We start from the raw sequence: 19,370 nt of genomic DNA, 5'->3' as shown, positions 1-19,370 counted from the left end.
GGCGACATTATCCATGTCTATAACGCTAAAGCCAGTAATGCCCGGTGATGCGAGCCAATTTGCCAAAGTCAGTGTTCGCGAGACCTTCTGGCAGGTGCTGGCGAGCATCCCCTCTGGGCGGGTCACCAGTTATGGCCGCCTTGCCAGGCTTGCAGGCATGGGCCGTGGCGCTCGCCTTGCCGGGCGATGGTTAGGTCAGCTTCCTGAGGACACCACCCTGCCATGGCACCGCGTAGTCAACAGTCTAGGGCAACTATCCCTGCCACCGGATACGCCGGCCGATATCCAGCAATATGAACGCCTGCTTGCCGAGGGTATTATCGTCACCCATCGCCGAGTCGACATGAAACGCCACGGCTGGCCGGACTGACTGACAGGAGCAGCATGAATACACCCGAAACGATCCAAAACGACCCGCCGGAGACGCATGAACGCGAGGGTCTGCGGGTCTATCTCAAGCCACGCGTTATCGGCATGCTTTTTCTGGGCTTCTCTGCCGGCCTGCCACTTCTGTTGGTTGGCGGTACGTTCAGTGCCTGGCTGCGTGATCTGGGCGTAGAACTGACTGCTATCGGCTTTCTCAGCTGGGTCGGCATGGCCCATTCGATCAAAGTGCTATGGGCGCCGCTAGTAGATCGTGCGCCCCTTCCGTTATTGAGTCGTTGGCTGGGCCGGCGTCGGGCCTGGATGCTGCTGGCTCAGCTGGTTATCGCTGTGGCACTGCTGGGCATGGCGTTCACCGACCCCAGGGAAAACCTCACCCTGGTTGCCCTTTGGGCTGTATTGGCAGCATTTGGCTCGGCAACACAGGACGTCGCAATCGATGCCTACCGGGTAGAGGCGGAGGCCAAGCACCGGCAAGGTGCCATGGCAGCTACTTACGTAACAGGCTACCGAGTAGCCATTCTTGCTGCGGGTGCCGGCGCACTGCATCTAGCCTCCCTGGATAGCTGGAGCATCGCCTACGTGGCGATGGCGGTGTTGATGGCCATAGGGGTGATTACAACACTGATGATTGCCGAGCCCACTGTACATGTAACTCAATCTACTCAACGCCTGGAACAACGGGTCAGCGATTACCTGGCGCACACCCTGCATGCCGGATGGCGGCGGCGTTTGACAGCCTGGTTCATTGGCGCGCTGATTTGCCCCTTTGCTGAATTCTTCCAGCGTTATGGCAAGGCTGCACTGTTAATACTGGCGTTCATCGCCACCTTCCGTATCAGCGATATATTCATGGGCGTGATGGCCAATCCGTTTTATCTGGACCTGGGGTTCAGCAAGGCCGAAATTGCCAACATAGCTGCAGCATTCGGTTTGGGCATGACATTGCTGGGCGCCGCACTCGGCGGGTTACTGGTAGCTCGCTTCGGTATTGCACCCATTCTGCTACTCACCGCGTTCATGGCTCCGGCCACCAACCTCACCTTTGCCTGGCTCGCGCACATTGGCCCCGAGCAATCGGGGCTGATTCTTGCAATCATTGCGGACAATATCACTGGAGGTCTAGCCATCTCCGTATTTATAGCCTATCTGTCGAGTCTTACCAACACGGCGTATACCGCCACGCAGTATGCGTTATTCAGTTCGATCATGACCTTACCCGGCCAGTTTGCTGCCGGCTTTACCGGCATGCTGGCAGCCAATACCGGATGGGTCACTTTTTTTACGTTGACCGCACTGACCGGACTGCCGGCGATCGTTCTCGCTTTCATGCTGTTACGCATAGCCCATCCGGATCGCCTTAAGCGGCCAGGGATGGACTGAACTGCAGATGAGCTGAAAAAAAGCCCGGCTAAGGCCGGGCTTTGGTCGTCCAATGTATTCTTATTCTGCCGCAGCTTGGGACACCATGTGAACCGTGCGCTGAGGAAAGGGAATGGAAATTCCTTCACGGTCAAAGTGCTCTTTGGCCAATTCCTGAATACCCCAGAACACGCCCCAGTAATCATCAGTCTTGGTCCACATGCGCAGCGACAGATTAACCGAGCTGTCACCCAGTGATACCAACCAGACGACCGCTTCCGGATCCTTAAATACGCGCTCGTCGGCGTTAGCCAGTCCAAGCAGAATCTCCCGTGCTTTCTTTACACTATCGCCATAATCAATACCAATATTGACGTCCACACGACGGGTCGGCTGGCGGGAATAGTTAATGATATTGCCATTGGACAAGCTGCCATTGGGAATAGTGATAGTCTTGTTATCCGGAGTCTTAAGGATGGTGTTGAATATCTGGATACTTTCGACGGTTCCGCCCACGCCCTGAGCTTCGATATATTCACCAGCACGTATTGGTCGAATTATGAGTATCAGCATGCCCCCGGCGAAGTTTGACAGACTGCCTTGCAGGGCCAGACCAACAGCGAGGCCAGCTGCACCAATCAGCGCGATAAAAGAAGTGGTTTCAACACCGATCATTCCCGCCACACTCACCAGCAGGATAACCTTGAAGCCTATCCCGACCAGAGCACCGATGAATCCGTGCAGGGTTTTATCAATGTGACGCTTTTCCATCAACACGTGAGTCGCAGCGACCATCCGGCCGATAATCCACCAACCAATCAGCAGTGTCAAAATGGCCAGCAACACCTGGCTACCGTACTCAACAACCATTGGTAACCAGGCTTCCTGGAGATCCGCCAGCTGAGTCATTACTTCTTCCATCCGTTATACCTCTCTGCTGTCCGCTTCAATCGCGGAAATTATTGAATTGCAGGGGCATTTCCACATCGGCTCCCCGCAGCAACGCCATTACTTCCTGAAGATCATCGCGCTTCTTGCCGGTAATACGCACCTGCTCACCCTGAATAGCTGCCTGTACCTTGGCCTTTGACTCCTTGATCATAGCGACAATCTTTTTCGCCAATTCCTTGTCTATGCCTTCCCTGAGCTGGACATCCTGCTTGACCTGCTTGCCTGATGCAAAGGCGGTCTTGATCTCCAGACACTGCACATCGATCTTGCGCTTGGCCAGATTGACCTTGAGAATCTCTAGCATCTGTTCGAGCTGAAACTCGGCATCACCGGTCATATGTACCAATGATTCCTTGTCCTTGAATTCGAAGTTACCCTTGCCACGCAAGTCATAACGGCGCTCAAGGTCCTTCATTGCGTTTTCCACGGCGTTGGTGACTTCGTGCTTGTCCAATTCAGAGACAACATCAAAAGAAGGCATACATTTACCTCAACTAAACTTGATTTTTATGACATACATTGTAAAACAACAGTATATGCTCGTGGCATTATAGCGCGATCAGTACATTAGACTCGGAGTTCCCTCATGCCCAACCCGCAACTCAGTATCATGGTGGTCGATGACACCAAGTTCAGTAGTGCGGTCATCGGCCACAACCTGACACGCGCAGGTTATGCCGATATCCGATTTGCCAGTTCCGCGATGGACGCCCTAGCAATGCACGAAGAGCGCCCAGCCAGCGTCATGGTTGCTGATTGGTTAATGCCGGAAATGGACGGCCTGGAGTTGACTACCCGGATTCGCCAGACCGATGAGCAGACCGACCATTACACTTACGTGGTATTGCTCACCGCGCGCGAAGGGGACAACGTCCTCAGCGAAGCATTCGACCGCGGTGTAGATGATTTCATCAGCAAATCCTCAATGAACGAGCAATTGTTGCCACGTATTTATGCTGCCGACCGTACGTCTCAACTGATCAATCGCCTTCTCGATGAGAATCAACTGCTGGCCAGTAACAACAGCCAGCTGGAAAAGCATAATCTGGTAGACAACCTGACCTCGCTAGGTAACCGACGTTACACGCTGCAGCGCTTGAACGACATGTTGCGCACTGTCGAATCGCGCGGCGGGATTTGCTGCACGCTCGTACTCGGGGTTCAGAATCTGGATGAACTGACAGGGCGTCTGGGCGAAGGTGTGCAACATGAGTTGCTCAAAGGGATTGCCCGTCGGCTGCAGCAACTTGTCCGCCCTACGGATGTGATAGCACGGGTGGGGAACAATACCTTCGCTATCGTGACCCTCGCGGACGATCCTGCTGATTGCAAACCGGCAAGTTTCAAACGTCTTCACGACGGATTGAACCTCAAGGCGTTCAAGACCAGCGAGGGCTATCTGACTTTGCGCGCCGGAATGGCATTATGTTCAGTGAATAACAAACAGGCCTTGCCCACGGCGGCAGAGTTACTTGATCGTGTTGAGAAGCACTTGAGTAAAGCCTACGAGACGAGTCTGATTACCGAAGTGCGCTGGACTGCGACGAGCTGAGCGCAATGAAGTTCGATATTCTCGGTGCCGGCAGTCTTGGGCTTCTCTGGGCAGGCCGTCTGGCGCGCGCTGGCTACGACGTTCGCTTATTACTGCGTAACAAAGACGCCCTGAGAGCCTGGGAGTCAATTGGCAACCGTCTTACTCTGGAACAGGATGGTGTGGCGCAGCAACTGCAGATAAATGCCATATTGTGCAGCGCCGAGGAACCGCTGAATCATCTGATCGTTGCGACCAAGGCCTATGCCGTCCCCGCGGCGCTAACATCCTTGGCTAATCGTCTAGATCCGCAGAACACTGTTGTCATGCTGCAAAACGGTCTCGGAAGCCAGCAATATGCGACCGATCTTTGCCCAAATCAGCAGGTGCTGTGGGCCAGCGTAACCGATGGCGCCTGGATGGCTGCCCCTGGCCATGTGGTCTGGGCGGGCAAAGGCATCACCCGCATTGGCGACGACAGCGGAGGCGAACGCCCGACATGGCTGCAAATGCTAACGCCGGATGCGCTCGAATGGCAGTGGGAGCCACGTATTTCACGTGTGCTGTGGCAAAAGCTAGCTATCAACTGCGCAATCAATCCTTTCACCGCTATATTCGATTGTCCCAACGGCCAGGTACCCGCAAGAGCAGGCGCCGACCTCACCGCGCTAATCACCGAACTACAGATGCTGCTGCGCAGCCAGGGTTGCCTGATTGAAGCAACGGAACTGCCCAACACACTGGTGCAGGTTATCCACAAAACTGCGGCAAATAGTTCTTCAATGCGTCAGGACCTGCATGCCCGTCGCCGCACCGAGATAGATTTTATACTCGGGCATGCCTGCCGCACGGCGGCCAGGCAAGGTCTTGAAGTGCCTGCGATGCAGCGCCTCTATGCGGCGCTAAAGACACATCTGGCAATGCATGGACTGCCGACTAACTGAGCGTAGCCTTTAACCGGTCAGACATACGGGCTAGGCTTTGCAATTGAAAATCATGCACAAAATCAACCCTACTTCGCACAGGATATCCGCATCATGGGCTTTCGTTTGAGCAAACTCTATACCCGTACCGGCGACGAGGGAAAAACCGGTCTGGCCGATGGCAGACGGATTGATAAGGACCATCCGCGCATTGAGGCGATGGGCACTGTCGACGAGCTGAACAGCGTACTCGGCGTATTAATAGCTGACCTGCAGATTCAGCACCTATCAGCACTTTGCGCAGTCCTGGCACCGATTCAACATCGATTATTCGATCTCGGAGGCGAATTGGCGGTACCGGGATACGACATCATTGGAGAGTCAGACGTGACCCATCTGGAAGAGATGATAGATGGTTACAACGCCGACCTCGAACCGCTCAAGAACTTCATCCTTCCCGGCGGCTCACGCTGTATTGCTAGTGCCCATCTTGCCCGCAGCGTCTGTCGACGCGCGGAACGCCGCTACTTGACGCTAGCCAACGAAGAAACCGTGAACACTCAGGCAAGAATCTATCTCAACAGGTTATCGGACTTACTTTTCGTGCTGGCTAGGACCATTGCCAGGCAGGAACAAACGCCTGAAGTACTCTGGCAATCGAAGCCACGGCCTCAGGAGTAAGGGAGATACCAGGCAGTAGCGCTTGAAAACGCTTCTGCCTGGCCAGAATCAGACGCGAAACGCGCTGATGATCAGCTGCAGCTCTTTGACGAGCTGCCCCATGCGATTACTTGACTCTTCAGTCTGACGCGCACCTTCAGCAGTACGGTCGCTGACCTGATTGATCTCGACAATATTCTTGTCGATATCGTGACTGACTGCTGTCTGCTCTTCGGCCGCCGCGGCTATCTGTTCGCTCTGATCGACGATCTGGTTGACTGCCCTGAGAATATTGGCCAGGGCGTCCTGCACCTTCAGCGATGAATCCACTGTAGCACCGGTCATCCCGTGGCTGGCACCCATCGCTTTAACCGCACCACTGACGCCACTCTGCAGTCGCGCAATCATCTGTTCAATCTCTTCAGTCGATTGCTGCGTGCGCCGCGCCAACGTGCGTACCTCGTCGGCGACAACCGCAAAACCGCGACCTTGCTCGCCCGCTCTGGCGGCTTCAATGGCTGCGTTAAGCGCCAACAAATTGGTCTGCTCGGCAACCCCCTTGATGACCTCCAGTACACGGCTGATGGAAGAGCTGTCATCGGCCAACTGATTAATAGCTTTGACCGAGTTCTCGATCTCGCTCGCCAGCTTTTCGATGCCATCCACAGAGGATTCAACGAGCTGTCGGCCAGCCAGCGTCTCTTTGTTAACCAAACCAGCACTGGTCACTGCATTCGCCGCGCTGCGGGCAACTTCCTGAGAGGTTGCCGACATTTCGTTCATCGCGGTGGCTACCTGCTCGATCTGCGACCGTTGTGAGGCGACAGCCTTACTGCTTTCGCCGGAGATTATTTCCACTTGACGCGACTGTTGATCCACTTGGCCCGCGGTCTGACTAACCTGAGTAATCAGGTCTCGAATGCGCCGCACGGTGTCATTAAAATCGTTCGCCAGAGCACCTAGCTCATCACGGCTGTCCACCTCGACATGCACCGTCATGTCGCCATCTGCTACTTGACCCATCAAGGTAGACAGGCGTTTCAGCGTGCGACGCGTAGCCATGTAAAAACCGGCGTACAAGTAGATGATCAGCAAACCAACGGCCGACAACGATATAATCAGAACTGTCATAGCTCGAATATTTTCCCCTAGCCGCTGGGTTAGTACCTGAGTCAGGGTTTCCAGTACGTTCTGATTGAACGCATAGGTCTTGTCAATCTCGGTGGTAAGCTGGCTGAAGTAATCCAACCAGCTTCCAGGCAACGTACTGGCCAAAATGATGTCGTCCTCAAAGATACGCGCAGCGGTATCAAGACTCTCAAGACTGACCTGACCTGCGCCGCGCAAGCCACTCACTTCATCCCCTGCGAGCACCATTCCCAAGGTTTGCTCGTAGTCACCGCGCAACTTCTGCATGCTCTCGAACAGATCATCCATGTCGCGGCTGGCATCCGAATTGAGATAGCCCAGGCCAATGGAATAGGCGCCAACCGAGCGGCCGCTGCCTAGTGCCTGGGTAATAGGAGGAGTAACGTTGATCAACAGATCGGAGAGTTGTCGAATATTGCGATCATAATCCTGCGGCAGTCCCGCGTAGGCCGCACTGAAACTCAGCAGCGAAGACAGCTCACCCAAAGCCAGACTCGTCAATGCACCCCGGTTGCGAACAGACTCCTTGGCCGCCTGCTGGTAGGCCTGCACCAACCCATCGCGTTTAGTGCGCAGATCACTCGCCTGAGGGTCATCCGGATCTAGGTCCAGCCCCTCAAGTGCAGCGATCACTCGGCCACGCAGGACCTCGGTACGTTTTTCCAGATCAGCTGCGTACTCGCCCTGGCCCAACTGATTAAGGACCATATCCAGATCGCGCAGCATTTCGGCATCACGCATGAGCGTCAGGTTCTGCTCAACCAGTGTCATGCCGTCAAGCGCCCGCTGGGTGATCTGAACGCGATCATAAGCTTGCTGGACAAGCATGCTACTGACGATGCCGAGGGGTACAAAAAACAGAACACTGATCAAGCAGAATTTCATGCCGTAGCTCAAACGGTTCATCAACGCTATGGCTGGGGCCATCAGACTATTCACGCATGCTTCTCCTCAACTACACTTTTCCCGCCAATCGCGAGAGGAAACGACCCTGTGACAAATCCAAGTCGGGCCAATTTTTTATTCTATCTGAAGCTCAAGTGCTTTCTTTTCTTTCCATGCAAGCGGTGGACGCACCATTAAGGGTCGCGCCTGCTGTCTCTTACTGAGCTATCGGCGCTAGCGCTGACATCTTTAGCCAAGCAAACTAATGAAAGCAATACAGACAGCCCAAACCGCCAAACTACGCACCATCAGCGTACGCACCGGTTTCAGGATTGCCATTAAAGCACAGTCGTTGTGCTGGTCATCGCCCAGGGCACTTGAGGTGCAGCTTGCAACCACCGCGTCCGCACTGGAGTCCCAACGCAATAAGCCTATTCTGAGAGAACCCAGCGTGCGATCAAAATCACCTACCAATGCCATACTAACAACGAACAATCGCGCCGGGAGCCATTCAAGAGCGTGGGTGATTCGCCTTACGGAGGCCAGCGCCGGATGCTCACCCAGCGATTCAAACCTTTCCAAAAAGCGATAGCCCAGCGGTCCTAGCGGCCCCAGCAGGAGATACCAGAATACGGGCGTGACGTAGTCTCTGAAAGTAGCACGGGCAATGCAGGCATCGACACTGTGCAGCAGTGCTTCAGGACCATCGCTGGCCAATTGCATATCTCGAAGGGCGATGTGGTTGGCCGCTTCTTTATCGCCACGCTGCCAGGCTTCCTCGAAAGCGCTTGCCATCGTTCGCAGGGGGTCCCTGCGGCCCACCGTGACCAATACCAGAACCACATGAGCCAACAATGTCAGCAAGCCATAAGCATGCCCCTGCAAGACCCAAAGCAGCCAGCCCGCCACAAACAACGGCAGAGCCATCATTACCAACACCTGCCATACAGGTCTCAGCTGACAACGGTCCCGTGCAAAACGCACCCAGCGCTCGACCAGGTCGGTCGGAAAACCATGGCGCCACGGAGTGAACCGCAGGATCAATACCACCAACAATAGAACCAGAAAACTCATCAGACTTGCTCCCATGTCACCCTGCCAAAGCGGCCAGATAACGACGCCAATCAAAAGAAGGACCCGGATCAGTCTTGCGCTGAGGCGCTATGAACTCATGGCCGGTTATACGATAAGGACTAATGGCAGGGAACGCCTCGCGAAGCCCTCGAGTGAGCTGCAGCAAGCTGTGATACTGCGCATCGGTGTAAGGTTGAGTATCGGTACCTTCAAGTTCGATCCCAATGGAGTAGTCATTACAATCGGGGCGTCCGTTATACAAAGACGTACCAGCATGCCAGGCTCGTTCGAGACACGAAACGAATTGAGTAATGTCGCCGTGACGCTCGATAAGGAAATGCGCGGACACCCGAAGAGAGGCTATCTGGGCAAAATAGGGATGTTGCTCTGAATCGATTGAACCTAAGAAAAACGCCTGCACAAAACCACCACCGAATTCACCCGGAGGGAGACTGATATTGTGGATGACCAGTAAAGAAATTAGCTCGGCTGGCAGACGACTATTGCAATGAGGCGAAGGGCATATCTGCACTCCGCTCGCCCAGCCGTCCTCGATGCGTATGTGCATAGCGTAGGGTGTCCGACAAAACCCCTATGCTAGCAGGCTGCTCGTCGGATAGCACAGCCCGTATCACGGATTTTTGCCAGCCTGCAATTGGCGTAAATTGCCAATAACCGACTCCAAGGCGCGATCGAAAAGCTGGTTGTCGTTCAATAAACGGATAAGACTCTGGGTGTGATGCCTGGCAAGCTCCACTGCAGAATACTCAGCCACCTTCATGCCTCCCCGATTAACAAAGATATACTTGCCACTGAAACTGATAATAGCGGCCAGCTTACAACGCTGCGGTAAAGCTTGCGTATTGATCTGTAACTCGAACCAGCTACCTGTGTGCAACTGTTCTACCCAAGCACTCGCATGCGCGTCGGGAGCGGCAGAGGATTGCTCAGCAAACGCATTGCCTTCGCGCAATATGGGTTCACGAATCTCGACTACGGGCATCGGGACGCCTTCGGCAGGCTTGAGAGTCGGACCCATTTCCTTGGAACTGACACTGGCATCTGATATTGGCATTTTGGCCTGAGTCCACTCCAGCGCTTCTCCCGCCTCAACTGACGGCAATTCCTGGCGCTCATCGGCCTGAGACTCGGCTTGCAAACTCACAGACTTGTCTATGTCAGCGACCGGTTCAACACCTTGCAACATGACCTGTTGTAGCTGCTTGAGTCTCACCAGCAGTGGGGCTCCCTGCTGTGCGTGCATACCCAGTAGGCTAAAGCCGTCAGCCAGGGCCTCACGTACAGCCAGATTCAAGGCTTCACGCTGGACTGCATCACCCTGACCCAGTTGCTCAACACTGTCGAGCAACTGCTGCGCAGTGTTTTCAGCTGCCAGCACAGCGGGAGAGTCCGGCCCCTCGCGCAAGCAGGTCATCTGCATCACCTGGCTCCAGGTGTCGCGCAACAAGTCCACGACAAATACCGGGAGCGTCCTGCCCATAAGCATACGATTGAGGGAAGTGGCCACCTGAACTCTCGCTGCGTCGATCCGTGCCTTACCTTCTTCGGCGTCACGGGTGCGCTGCTCCAGGAGATCGGAGCGGCGCCTCTCGACTTTGACGAAACTGGTCAACTCCCCATGCATGACCGAGAAAAGCTCTGGCTGAGGATCAGCTTCGGCAAGCAACCGCTGAACGATACTCTCAAGCAATACGTGCAGCTGATCGCGACGCAGGTCGTCCTGATCATTCCAGCCCATGGTGGCGCGCGCCAGTTCATTCAACAATCTGCGCGCGGGATGACTTGACTGACCGAAGAAACGCTTGTCAGCAATGGCCAGTCGCAGAATCGGGAGCTGCAACCGGCCGATCATCGCTTTCAGCGCAGCAGGCAATTGCGGATCATCCAGAATAAAATCAAACAGCATAGACACCAGACTGATAACGTCTTCATCAATCCGGTCCAGTGAGCGTTGATGGCCTTGATGATCACGCCGGGCACGCAGCAACTGATTAATGTGGATACGTAGATCCTGACGTATTGACCCGTTTCCGCTCATTTCTTCCACGGGTAATTGCGCCAAAACATCCAGCAGTTCGTTACTGTGTAGCGGCGCAAGGGATGAGCCCGATACCCTCGATAATGCAGAGTCACCACTCGCGTGCCGCCAATTGCCTATCAGCTCGCTGAACAGTGAGAGCACACGTTGTTGGTCATCGCTTTCATGGCCAGAAGGCGTACTCTCAGCGGAGCGGCCTAAGAACCCAGAAGTCGGTTGCTGCCGTCGCACAGGACTGCTAGCTTTTAAATCGGGGAGTACACCTGCATTAATCAACTGTGTGTTGGCCGCTTCAATGAACGAGTCAACCGAATTGAATACATAACGTTCGAAGAGTTTGAGGACAATCAACCGGACTTTGATGTCTAGGGTCATATCGCTCAGGGCATCAACAAATATCTGTGCCAGCATTGCTGGCCCTAAGGGGTTGTTTTGCTCGTCGACCGGCGCTTTCACCAAACTGTTCAATCTGATGGCAAGATAGGTCAAAGCCTGCTTATTGCGGCCAATCACCCGCCCCACCATGCTATCCAGCGCGACCGTTTCTTCCAGCTCATCGGGCTGAACCAGAGCCAGAGAATCCACTGCGAAGTTCAGCTCCGGCCTTACTGGCGGGACCGCAGCCAAGCCATTGAGCGCTTCCATTTCCCGCACAAAATGCTGGCAGCAACGGGTAGTAATTCCGTGGCGCTGCAAACGCAAGGCTCGCATGGCCTCAAAGAAAAGAGTCTGGTCAGTATTATTGCCAGCACGATCGGCCATCTCAAACAGGCTATCGTCAGCATTATCAAAAAGCGCTGTCAAGCGCGCCTTGATAAATTCTACAGCGTCCTTGCGTAGCGCTATCAGCGAAGCCGGGAGCGTTGAGAAACGCTCAGGATTCACCTTATTGGTCGACCCTGGGGCGGACAAAAAGTTGATGATTTTTGGATCGCGCACCATACCCATTCTCCAGACGATCTGAGACCGTCATGACCAACGCCAGCGGAGCTCTCATAAACCGCGATGATCCATCTCGCACTGCTTTCCGTATGTCATATAGTTGGCGTCAAATTAAAAATTAGTATACATACTTTTAAAGAATCATCAGGCCCGTGTTCTATTTCCTTGAACAGGTTCACATTTCCTACCCTGTAGACCGAACACCACCCGACGCATTGGTGACACAAATAGACGCCAGCCCGCAGGCCCCAGCAGCCGACACAGGTTATTCTGTGCCAGCACGTAAAAATAAAACATAGCAGACTTCTGGAGCAGTATTTCAATGGATGCAATAGTTGCGTACATCGGCACTATCAATGGCGTTGTCTGGGGACCGGCTATGCTGGCGTTGCTGGCAGGCACCGGCCTGTATCTGACCCTCGGCCTCAAGTTGATTCCCCAGCGCAGACTGGGTTTCGGCTTCAAAATGCTGTGGCGTGGACGTAAAAGCACCGCTGAAGGTGACATAAGCCCCTTCAACGCGCTGATGACTGCTCTGTCTGCCACCGTTGGCACGGGTAATATTGCCGGTGTCGCGACTGCTTTGTTCTTCGGCGGCCCCGGCGCTCTTTTCTGGATGTGGGCTATCGCCATAGTTGGCATGGCGACCAAGTTCTGTGAAGCGGCGCTGGCAGTGCATTTTCGCGAAAAAGACGCCCTCGGCAACCACGTCGGCGGTCCGATGTACTACATCAAAAACGGATTGGGCAAGAAATGGAAGTGGCTGGGCGTGCTCTTTGCCATCTTTGGCATGCTTGCCGGCTTCGGCATCGGCAACACCATCCAATCCAATTCGGTTGCCGATGCGCTGGAGAGTACCTTCGGCATTGCGCCGTTGATGACCGGAATAGTCATCGCTGTACTTGTCGCTCTAGTCCTGATAGGGGGAATTAAACGCATCGGTGATGTGGCTGGCAAACTGGTGCCGATCATGGCGTTATTTTATGTCGGCGGAGGTCTGATCATATTGATAATGCACGCATCAGAACTGCCCGAAGCCTTTGGACTGATTTTCTACCATGCATTCAACCCCGCCGCAGCCGCTGGCGGTTTTGCCGGTGCGACCATCTGGGCAGCGATGCGTTTCGGCATAGCCCGTGGCGTATTCTCTAACGAAGCAGGCCTGGGCAGCGCCCCGATTGCCCACGCAGCCGCTAAAACCAGCAACCCGGTTCGTCAAGGTACGGTAGCGATGCTTGGAACCTTTATCGACACCATCGTTATCTGCTCGATTACCGGCCTGGTTATCATGGTTACCGGTGCATGGCAGAGCGGTGAAAATGGCGCATCCATGTCCGCACATGCCTTCAATATCGGGCTGCCGGGTGGCTGGGGGCAATATATCGTGAGCATAGGTCTGGCCATCTTCGCCTTTACCACCATTATCGGCTGGAGCTTCTACGGCGAAAAATGCACTCAGTTCCTGTTTGGTGAAAAGTCGAATATCCCGTTTCGAATACTCTGGGTGCTGGCGATACCATTGGGCACGCTACCCATTGTTGATCTGGGTAGCCTGTGGCTGGTTGCCGATACACTCAACGCGATGATGGCCATTCCGAATTTGATTGCTTTGCTCCTGCTTAGCCCGGTGGTATTCAAGCTGACTCGGGACTATTTCAACGATCCAATCAACCGGCTCGAGGACAAATAGGTCCGCCGTATACACCCGCCCTCCCCGGGCGGGTCTTTTGCGCTTGATAAGGTATACTCGCCAGCTGACGCCAACCGCGACGGAGCCCCGCCCATGCCCAATCTGACCCTAGACAGCCTGCACCATGTCATCGAAAACGACGTACGTCGCGCACTGGCTGAAGACGTCGGCTCCGGTGACATCACCGCGGAGCTGATCCCCGCCGATCGCCATGCCAGCGCCCGCATTCTCACCCGTGAGGCGGCTGTTTTCTGTGGATCCGCCTGGGCTAGCGAGGTATTCCGCCAGGTAGACCCACAGATCAGTTGTCAGTGGCTGGTTAAGGACGGCGACGCCATGAAAGCGGATCAGGTGTTTTGCGTTCTCAATGGTCCGGCACGAGGCTTGCTGACTGCCGAGCGCAGTGCGATGAACTTTATCCAAACACTCTCGGCTACAGCCACACGCAGCCGTCATTTTGCAGACCTTGTAACCGGTACCGGGGTGCAGCTGCTCGATACCCGCAAAACGCTTCCCGGCCTGCGCATGGCACAAAAGTACGCGGTGACCTGTGGTGGTTGTCACAATCATCGTATTGGTCTATTCGATGCTTTCCTCATCAAAGAAAACCACATAGCTGCTTGCGGCGGCATTCCTGAAGCAGTCCAGCAAGCACGTAGTCTGTCTCCAGGCAAACTGGTAGAAGTCGAAGTCGAAAACCTTGATGAGCTGCAACAGGCGCTTACTGCCGGGGCTGACATCATCATGCTCGACGAACTCAGCCTCGACGAAATGCGCGAAGCGGTCAGACTGACTGGCGGCCGAGCGGCTCTGGAAGCCTCCGGAGGTATTACAGAGGCAACACTGAGAGCCGTGGCGCAAACCGGGGTAGACTTTATTTCGATCGGCAGCCTGACCAAGGACGTCAAGGCAGTGGACTTATCCATGCGCCTGAGCATGTGATGAAAAAACCGGCCTGGGCCGGTTTTTTCATGCCTTTCGATCAGTCACGAACGTTCTCGTAAAGCATGTAGCGTGAGGTTTCATAAAGTCCGCGTGTCAGCGGTAAGAAACGCAGGTATTCCTCCGGATAACGCTCAGCCACATTGTCCAGCGGTGTGTCCGAATGCAGATCATGCAGACTGGGTTCGCTACCGTCATAATTCATCTGTAGCAGGAAATCCTTGCTGACAGCGCCAATCAACGGAAAAGTACCTTCACGCAGTACGAGTGGCACCACCCGCTCACCCTCCGGGGCAGGCTGCAATAGATCGCGCCCCAGCGTACGGTTGTCATATTCGTAACCAACCAGGCTCGCGATGGTAGGGAGCAGGTCAGTCAGGCCAACAGCTTCATCGAACTCCCGCGGCGCCAGCAACTTGGGTGCGTAGATCAGCAGCGGCGTATTGTTGCTTTCCAATCCCAACTGGGCAAAGGCGGGTTTCATATAATCAATATTGGCGATACGCGTATTGTGGTCACCAAACATCACGAAGATAGTGTTATCGAAATATCCACTTTCCCTCGCCATGTCCATCAGCCGGCCCAGATTAAAGTCCAGCAGGCGCGCCGCATTGTACTGCTCCACACTCCGCGAACCCGCTGCCTGCACTTCCTCCAGACTTGGCTCGAGCACTTCAAAACCATCATTATCGGGCGGAATAGTAAAGGGTCGGTGATTACCCGCTGTCTGGATATAAGCGAAGAAGGGCTGATCACTGGGTAACTGGCGGAGTAATTTGTCAGTCTCCTTGAACAGATCCAAATCGGAGATACCCCAGACGTCTGCATTCCTTGCTTGCCAGAAACCTTCCTCATACAGAGTCACGCCATCAATGCTCTGGCGGATCAGCCCGTTCATATTCGCCCAACCGGAGCTGCCGCCGATGGTGTAGATCTTGTTGTACCCCTCCAGCGCATTGATCAGCGTGTGCTGATTGGTTATCAGTGGATTGCGCGTTGCGGTTTCGGAACGAGACACGTCAGGAATACCGGTGATACTTGCCCATACCGTTTTAGCTGTACCGGTTACCGGCACATAAAAATGTCGGAAGAACCAGCTTTCGGAGGCCATCCGATCCAGGTTCGGCGTCGGGTTAATAGGATTCCCATAGGCGCCTACTGCGGTGGTACCCAGAGACTCAAGCATGATGAACACCACGTTAGGACGCTGGGGCGTATCCAGACGATGCGGCTGCATAGTCACTTGCCGATCTAACGTCAGTTTTTTCGCATCTGGTTCGGCCACGCCCAGGTAAGCACTTACCGCGGAGTAATGCGCACGAACTTGTGCCAGGTCGTAACGCTCCTGGGGGATGAAAATAGTGTCATAGAAAAAGATAACCGGGTTGATGCCAAGGGCGCCTACCTGACTGTCGCCCGAGAAAAATGCATCGCTCCAGCGTAACGGCACCGGGTTTTCCAGATTGATGTTGCTGAAACGTCCAAGAATCGCCAAAAAGACGATAACCACCATAAGACAGCTGCCCCAGATCCGCGATCCCAGCCCGATACGGGTATCCGACCGGTCCAGGGTTGCACGTTCTAACCGGACTAGTGCCCAGAAACTGCCCAGTAACATCACCAGCCAGGCCAGCGTAATCCAGATCACTGGATAGCTCTCCCAGACCATCTGCTGGGAAATACCCGCATCTTCGATAAATTTGAGGGCTGACGCATTCAGGCGTACACCAAGATAGGCGTAGTGCCCGAAATCAATGATGTACATGAAAAGCACCACTGCCAGCGCGATCAGCAAATAGACGCGACTAACCCAGCGCAGCGAGCTGACTCGCATGCTATTCCATATTGGTAACCAGGCCAGCAACATGGCGGGCAGCAACAGCAAAATAGCCAGCCTGAGGTCAAAGCGGACGCCTATGCCCAGCGTCTCCAACACCACCGCCCAGGATTGGCCTGCTCCTGGACTAACTGATGAAAATCCAAATAGAAATACCCCCCGCAAGGCCAGCAACAGAGACCATAAAATGGCCACGCCACCCAAAAAGTAATGCAGGCGGCGAGATCGTAACCAACCCATAACACACTCCTGATAAAAGTTTTTTTGATGCGATAACGGCTGTCTTTAGTTCTTGCGACCCTCAAGACGAGCCAGGACCTTCATTGCCAATACGAAAGCGCTGTCTCCGGCTGCAGCAGTTTCAGACTGCGTGTCGGGCACGGGCAGACGATCTCTGGTTTGCAGGCAATGAAACTGACTCAAATGCTGCGCCCGATTCAGCCGCAGGGTATCGGGCGCAAGCTTTGGCACAGAGGACTCGCAGAGTTGCTCCAGCATGACACAGGCCGCATCAGGGAAATCCCAGACTCTAACAACCCGTGAAGTCAGTTGTCGGGCGATTTTCAGCCAACGGGTCCGAAACAATAGACTGCTTGGCAACTGAGTGCCGTCATACGCGTTATCCAATATACGGCATCCGATCACCAGACCAAGATTGCTGGAGATACCCGCCAGATAAGCACTGAACTCGTCGGCTTTGCATCGACCGGCAAGCGCTGCAGCGACCACTGCGGTCTTCTCTGACTGCTCCCACAGGAGTGCGCCAGCGATCGCGCTGAAATGCCCCTGACGCTCGCTGAAAATAGGCCTGACAAGCAAATTGGCAACCATCTGCTGCAAGCCTATACGGCCGATCACATTGACTGCCTGTTCGACGCTACGGGTTTCAATGGCTCGTCGATAGAAGGGACTATTGGCGAGCCGAATGACCTCGCTGAGCGTCATAATATCTCGCCCGATCAAATCTGCCATTTCTTTGGAGGTGGTGGTGGGGTCGCGAAAGGCGCTCATCAGCCGAGGTAGCACCGTAGGCAAACGCGGAACCAGTTGATTATCCGAAAGGTTAGCATCCAATACCGCAGCAAACGCTTTAAGTGCCTTGCGTTCAAAACCATTGAGTGGCGCATCTTGCGCAGGGCTTATGCCAAACAGCATGTCCATGAACACCTGCTCGATGCGCTCGTCTGCGTCCAACGCCACGCCCTCGTCCAAAACGACAGGCAACTCGATAGCAGTCGCTACAGACGATCGGGGCGCTCGGCGCTGACCGGGAAGAAAAAACGTCTTTATTTTGATCCACATTCAGAGCACTTCCGCAAAGCTGGATCGGTGAATCTTTAACCGCACATGATAGCGTCTCATATAGGCATACCGAGAAACATCGATAGCGGCCAGGGCAGGCTCAATTGCTACGGGATGAATCTTGCAAGCGGCCGAGTAAATTCTCACAATTGTCAAAATGCCAGTCGGCCAGGTCAGGCCAACTATTGTCTGCATGGAGCAGACAGGTTCGACAGCCAGCCGCACGACCAGCCTCAAGATCAAAGCGAAAATCGCCGACCATTATGGCGTGGTCTGGCGAAACCGACCAAAGATCGAGCAAATGATGAATGCCTGCTGGATCCGGTTTCGGTGAGGCCTCGTCTCGCCCGAGAATACTCTGCGGGGTAAAGCAGTCGGCAATACCCAACACCTCTAGGGACGATACCGCTACCGCGTGCAGATTACGAGTAAGAATACCGACATGCTTACCACTGCTGCGCAAGTGGCGAATCAACGATGCAGCGCCGGGAGCGGGCGCCACATCTCGGGCTAGGCGCAACTCGATAGCGTCGAGCTGTTTATTCAGGACCTGGGCCTGCGCTTCGGGCAAACCTTTCAGATAAGTCAGGATATCGTCTTGCGCGGGTATGCCGAGCTCTCGGCGTATGGCTGGAAAATCGTGTTGAGCCAGCGTCAGCGTGCCATCGAGATCGAATATCCATGCTTTTATATCATTCATAGGTTAACGCTCGACCTTACGCATCAGCGATTCCTGAGTCACCGAAGCGACCAATACACCCTCACGGGTAAATATCTGGCCGCGCGACAGACCTCGGGAGCCACTCGCCGAGGGACTGTCCATTGCGTAGAGCAACCAGTCATCCATACGCAGCGGCTGGTGAAACCACAGTGAATGATCCAGGCTCGCCACTTGCATGTCACGCGACCATGAGGATATGCCGTGGGGCAGCATGGCGGTGCCAAGCAAATGAAAATCAGAAGCATACGCCAGCAGGTAACGGTGTAACTGAGGGTCATCCGGTAGACGACCATCGGCGCGGAACCAAACATGGCGCACCGGCTCCGTTGGCTGGGGATCAAACGGATTGAAAACACCAACCGGACGGATTTCGATTGGTTTTTCGACCAGAACCTTGTCTCGCACTTTCTCATTAAGCAGATGCTGATTATCGCGAGTTAACTGGGTTTCGCTGCGCAAGGTTTCCGGTGCAGGGACATCCGGCATCTGGGACTGATGGGTAAAACCTTCCTCATCTCCCTGAAAAGAGGAGATCATCGTGAAGATCGGCTTGCCTTTCTGGATCGCCTGCACCCGCCGGGTGGTGAAGCTGCCTCCGTCGCGCAAAGGATCCACTTGATACACGATCGGTAGAGTGGGATCACCGGCACGAAGGAAATACCCATGCACCGAATGCACATGACGTTCGGCGTCAACCGTCTGGCTAGCCGCAGACAGCGATTGGCCCAATACCTGACCGCCAAATAGTTGCTTGAAGCCCAGGTCCTGACTTCTCCCGCGAAACAGGTTTTCCTCGATCTTCTCCAGCGCCAGGAGGCTAACCAGGTCATCCAGCATTTTGGTCATGATAATCGGTTCCTCGACAACAGCCGCCCAAACGGACGGCAAACCTATTGAGCATGCGACAGTGTGTCGCAAAGCGGGTCATTCTAACCATTAACCTGCAGTTTTTGGTAAT

General features: G+C 54.5%; 17 protein-coding genes. 7 read left to right on the top strand and 10 right to left on the bottom strand.

From position 1 onward, the window contains the following. Window positions 1-13 precede the first annotated feature (13 nt). Window positions 14-370, top strand: a complete 357-nt coding sequence (locus tag ACJAXR_RS08245; protein WP_415057778.1) for an MGMT family protein — start codon at window positions 14-16, stop codon at window positions 368-370. A gap of 14 nt (window positions 371-384) precedes the next feature. Further along, complete coding sequence (locus ACJAXR_RS08240; protein ID WP_415057777.1) at window positions 385-1,767, top strand: AmpG family muropeptide MFS transporter; 1,383 nt, start codon at window positions 385-387, stop codon at window positions 1,765-1,767. Window positions 1,768-1,827: 60 nt separating this feature from the next. On the opposite strand, the gene ACJAXR_RS08235 is transcribed toward ACJAXR_RS08240, so the two are convergent. Both ACJAXR_RS08235 and ACJAXR_RS08230 read right to left on the bottom strand, forming a co-directional pair. Continuing rightward, window positions 1,828-2,667 (bottom strand): mechanosensitive ion channel family protein, encoded by an 840-nt coding sequence (locus tag ACJAXR_RS08235; protein WP_415057776.1) that lies wholly within the window; start codon window positions 2,665-2,667, stop codon window positions 1,828-1,830. Window positions 2,668-2,692: 25 nt separating this feature from the next. After that, entirely contained in the window at window positions 2,693-3,178 is a 486-nt protein-coding gene (locus ACJAXR_RS08230) for a YajQ family cyclic di-GMP-binding protein (protein WP_415057775.1), read from the bottom strand. Between the two features lie 105 nt (window positions 3,179-3,283). On the opposite strand from ACJAXR_RS08230, the gene ACJAXR_RS08225 reads away from it, so the two are divergent. The 3 genes from ACJAXR_RS08225 to ACJAXR_RS08215 all read left to right on the top strand — a co-directional run bounded on the left by ACJAXR_RS08225 (window position 3,284) and on the right by ACJAXR_RS08215 (window position 5,832). Next, window positions 3,284-4,249, top strand: coding sequence for a response regulator (locus tag ACJAXR_RS08225; protein WP_415057774.1), 966 nt, complete (start codon window positions 3,284-3,286; stop codon window positions 4,247-4,249). A 5-nt stretch (window positions 4,250-4,254) separates the two neighbouring features. Beyond that, complete coding sequence (locus tag ACJAXR_RS08220) at window positions 4,255-5,172, top strand: 2-dehydropantoate 2-reductase (protein ID WP_415057773.1); 918 nt, start codon at window positions 4,255-4,257, stop codon at window positions 5,170-5,172. Between the two features lie 93 nt (window positions 5,173-5,265). Further along, window positions 5,266-5,832 carry a cob(I)yrinic acid a,c-diamide adenosyltransferase gene (locus ACJAXR_RS08215; RefSeq protein WP_415057772.1) on the top strand — a complete coding sequence of 189 codons (567 nt, stop codon included), beginning with the start codon at window positions 5,266-5,268 and terminating at the stop codon, window positions 5,830-5,832. A 48-nt stretch (window positions 5,833-5,880) separates the two neighbouring features. On the opposite strand, the gene ACJAXR_RS08210 is transcribed toward ACJAXR_RS08215, so the two are convergent. The 4 genes from ACJAXR_RS08210 to ACJAXR_RS08195 form a co-directional block, all read right to left on the bottom strand. Further along, window positions 5,881-7,899 (bottom strand): methyl-accepting chemotaxis protein, encoded by a 2,019-nt coding sequence (locus ACJAXR_RS08210; RefSeq protein WP_415057771.1) that lies wholly within the window; start codon window positions 7,897-7,899, stop codon window positions 5,881-5,883. A 195-nt stretch (window positions 7,900-8,094) separates the two neighbouring features. After that, complete coding sequence (gene ampE, locus ACJAXR_RS08205; protein ID WP_415057770.1) at window positions 8,095-8,919, bottom strand: regulatory signaling modulator protein AmpE; 825 nt, start codon at window positions 8,917-8,919, stop codon at window positions 8,095-8,097. 16 nt (window positions 8,920-8,935) lie between these two features. Beyond that, complete coding sequence (ampD, locus tag ACJAXR_RS08200; RefSeq protein WP_415057769.1) at window positions 8,936-9,487, bottom strand: 1,6-anhydro-N-acetylmuramyl-L-alanine amidase AmpD; 552 nt, start codon at window positions 9,485-9,487, stop codon at window positions 8,936-8,938. A 63-nt stretch (window positions 9,488-9,550) separates the two neighbouring features. Next, window positions 9,551-11,920, bottom strand: a complete 2,370-nt coding sequence (locus ACJAXR_RS08195; RefSeq protein WP_415057768.1) for a DUF1631 domain-containing protein — start codon at window positions 11,918-11,920, stop codon at window positions 9,551-9,553. Between the two features lie 322 nt (window positions 11,921-12,242). On the opposite strand from ACJAXR_RS08195, the gene ACJAXR_RS08190 reads away from it, so the two are divergent. Further along, on the top strand, window positions 12,243-13,610 hold the full coding sequence (locus ACJAXR_RS08190; protein ID WP_415057767.1) for an alanine/glycine:cation symporter family protein: 1,368 nt from the start codon (window positions 12,243-12,245) through the stop codon (window positions 13,608-13,610). A gap of 93 nt (window positions 13,611-13,703) precedes the next feature. Further along, window positions 13,704-14,552, top strand: a complete 849-nt coding sequence (nadC, locus tag ACJAXR_RS08185) for a carboxylating nicotinate-nucleotide diphosphorylase (protein ID WP_415057766.1) — start codon at window positions 13,704-13,706, stop codon at window positions 14,550-14,552. Window positions 14,553-14,592: 40 nt separating this feature from the next. On the opposite strand, the gene ACJAXR_RS08180 is transcribed toward nadC, so the two are convergent. The 4 genes from ACJAXR_RS08180 to tesB all read right to left on the bottom strand — a co-directional run bounded on the left by ACJAXR_RS08180 (window position 14,593) and on the right by tesB (window position 19,258). Continuing rightward, a complete protein-coding gene (locus ACJAXR_RS08180) occupies window positions 14,593-16,629 on the bottom strand; it encodes an LTA synthase family protein (protein WP_415057765.1) in 2,037 nt (678 codons plus the stop codon). A gap of 45 nt (window positions 16,630-16,674) precedes the next feature. Further along, entirely contained in the window at window positions 16,675-17,691 is a 1,017-nt protein-coding gene (locus tag ACJAXR_RS08175) for an HDOD domain-containing protein (protein WP_415057764.1), read from the bottom strand. Between the two features lie 100 nt (window positions 17,692-17,791). Next, complete coding sequence (locus ACJAXR_RS08170) at window positions 17,792-18,391, bottom strand: HAD family hydrolase (protein WP_415057763.1); 600 nt, start codon at window positions 18,389-18,391, stop codon at window positions 17,792-17,794. Between the two features lie 3 nt (window positions 18,392-18,394). After that, window positions 18,395-19,258, bottom strand: a complete 864-nt coding sequence (gene tesB, locus ACJAXR_RS08165) for an acyl-CoA thioesterase II (protein WP_415057762.1) — start codon at window positions 19,256-19,258, stop codon at window positions 18,395-18,397. Between the last annotated feature and the right edge of the window lie 112 nt (window positions 19,259-19,370).

This window comes from Halopseudomonas sp., assembly GCF_047631575.1.
GTDB lineage: Bacteria > Pseudomonadota > Gammaproteobacteria > Pseudomonadales > Pseudomonadaceae > Halopseudomonas.
The sequence above is the reverse complement of the archived record's forward strand: the minus strand, read 5'-3'. Positions and strand labels throughout refer to the sequence as shown.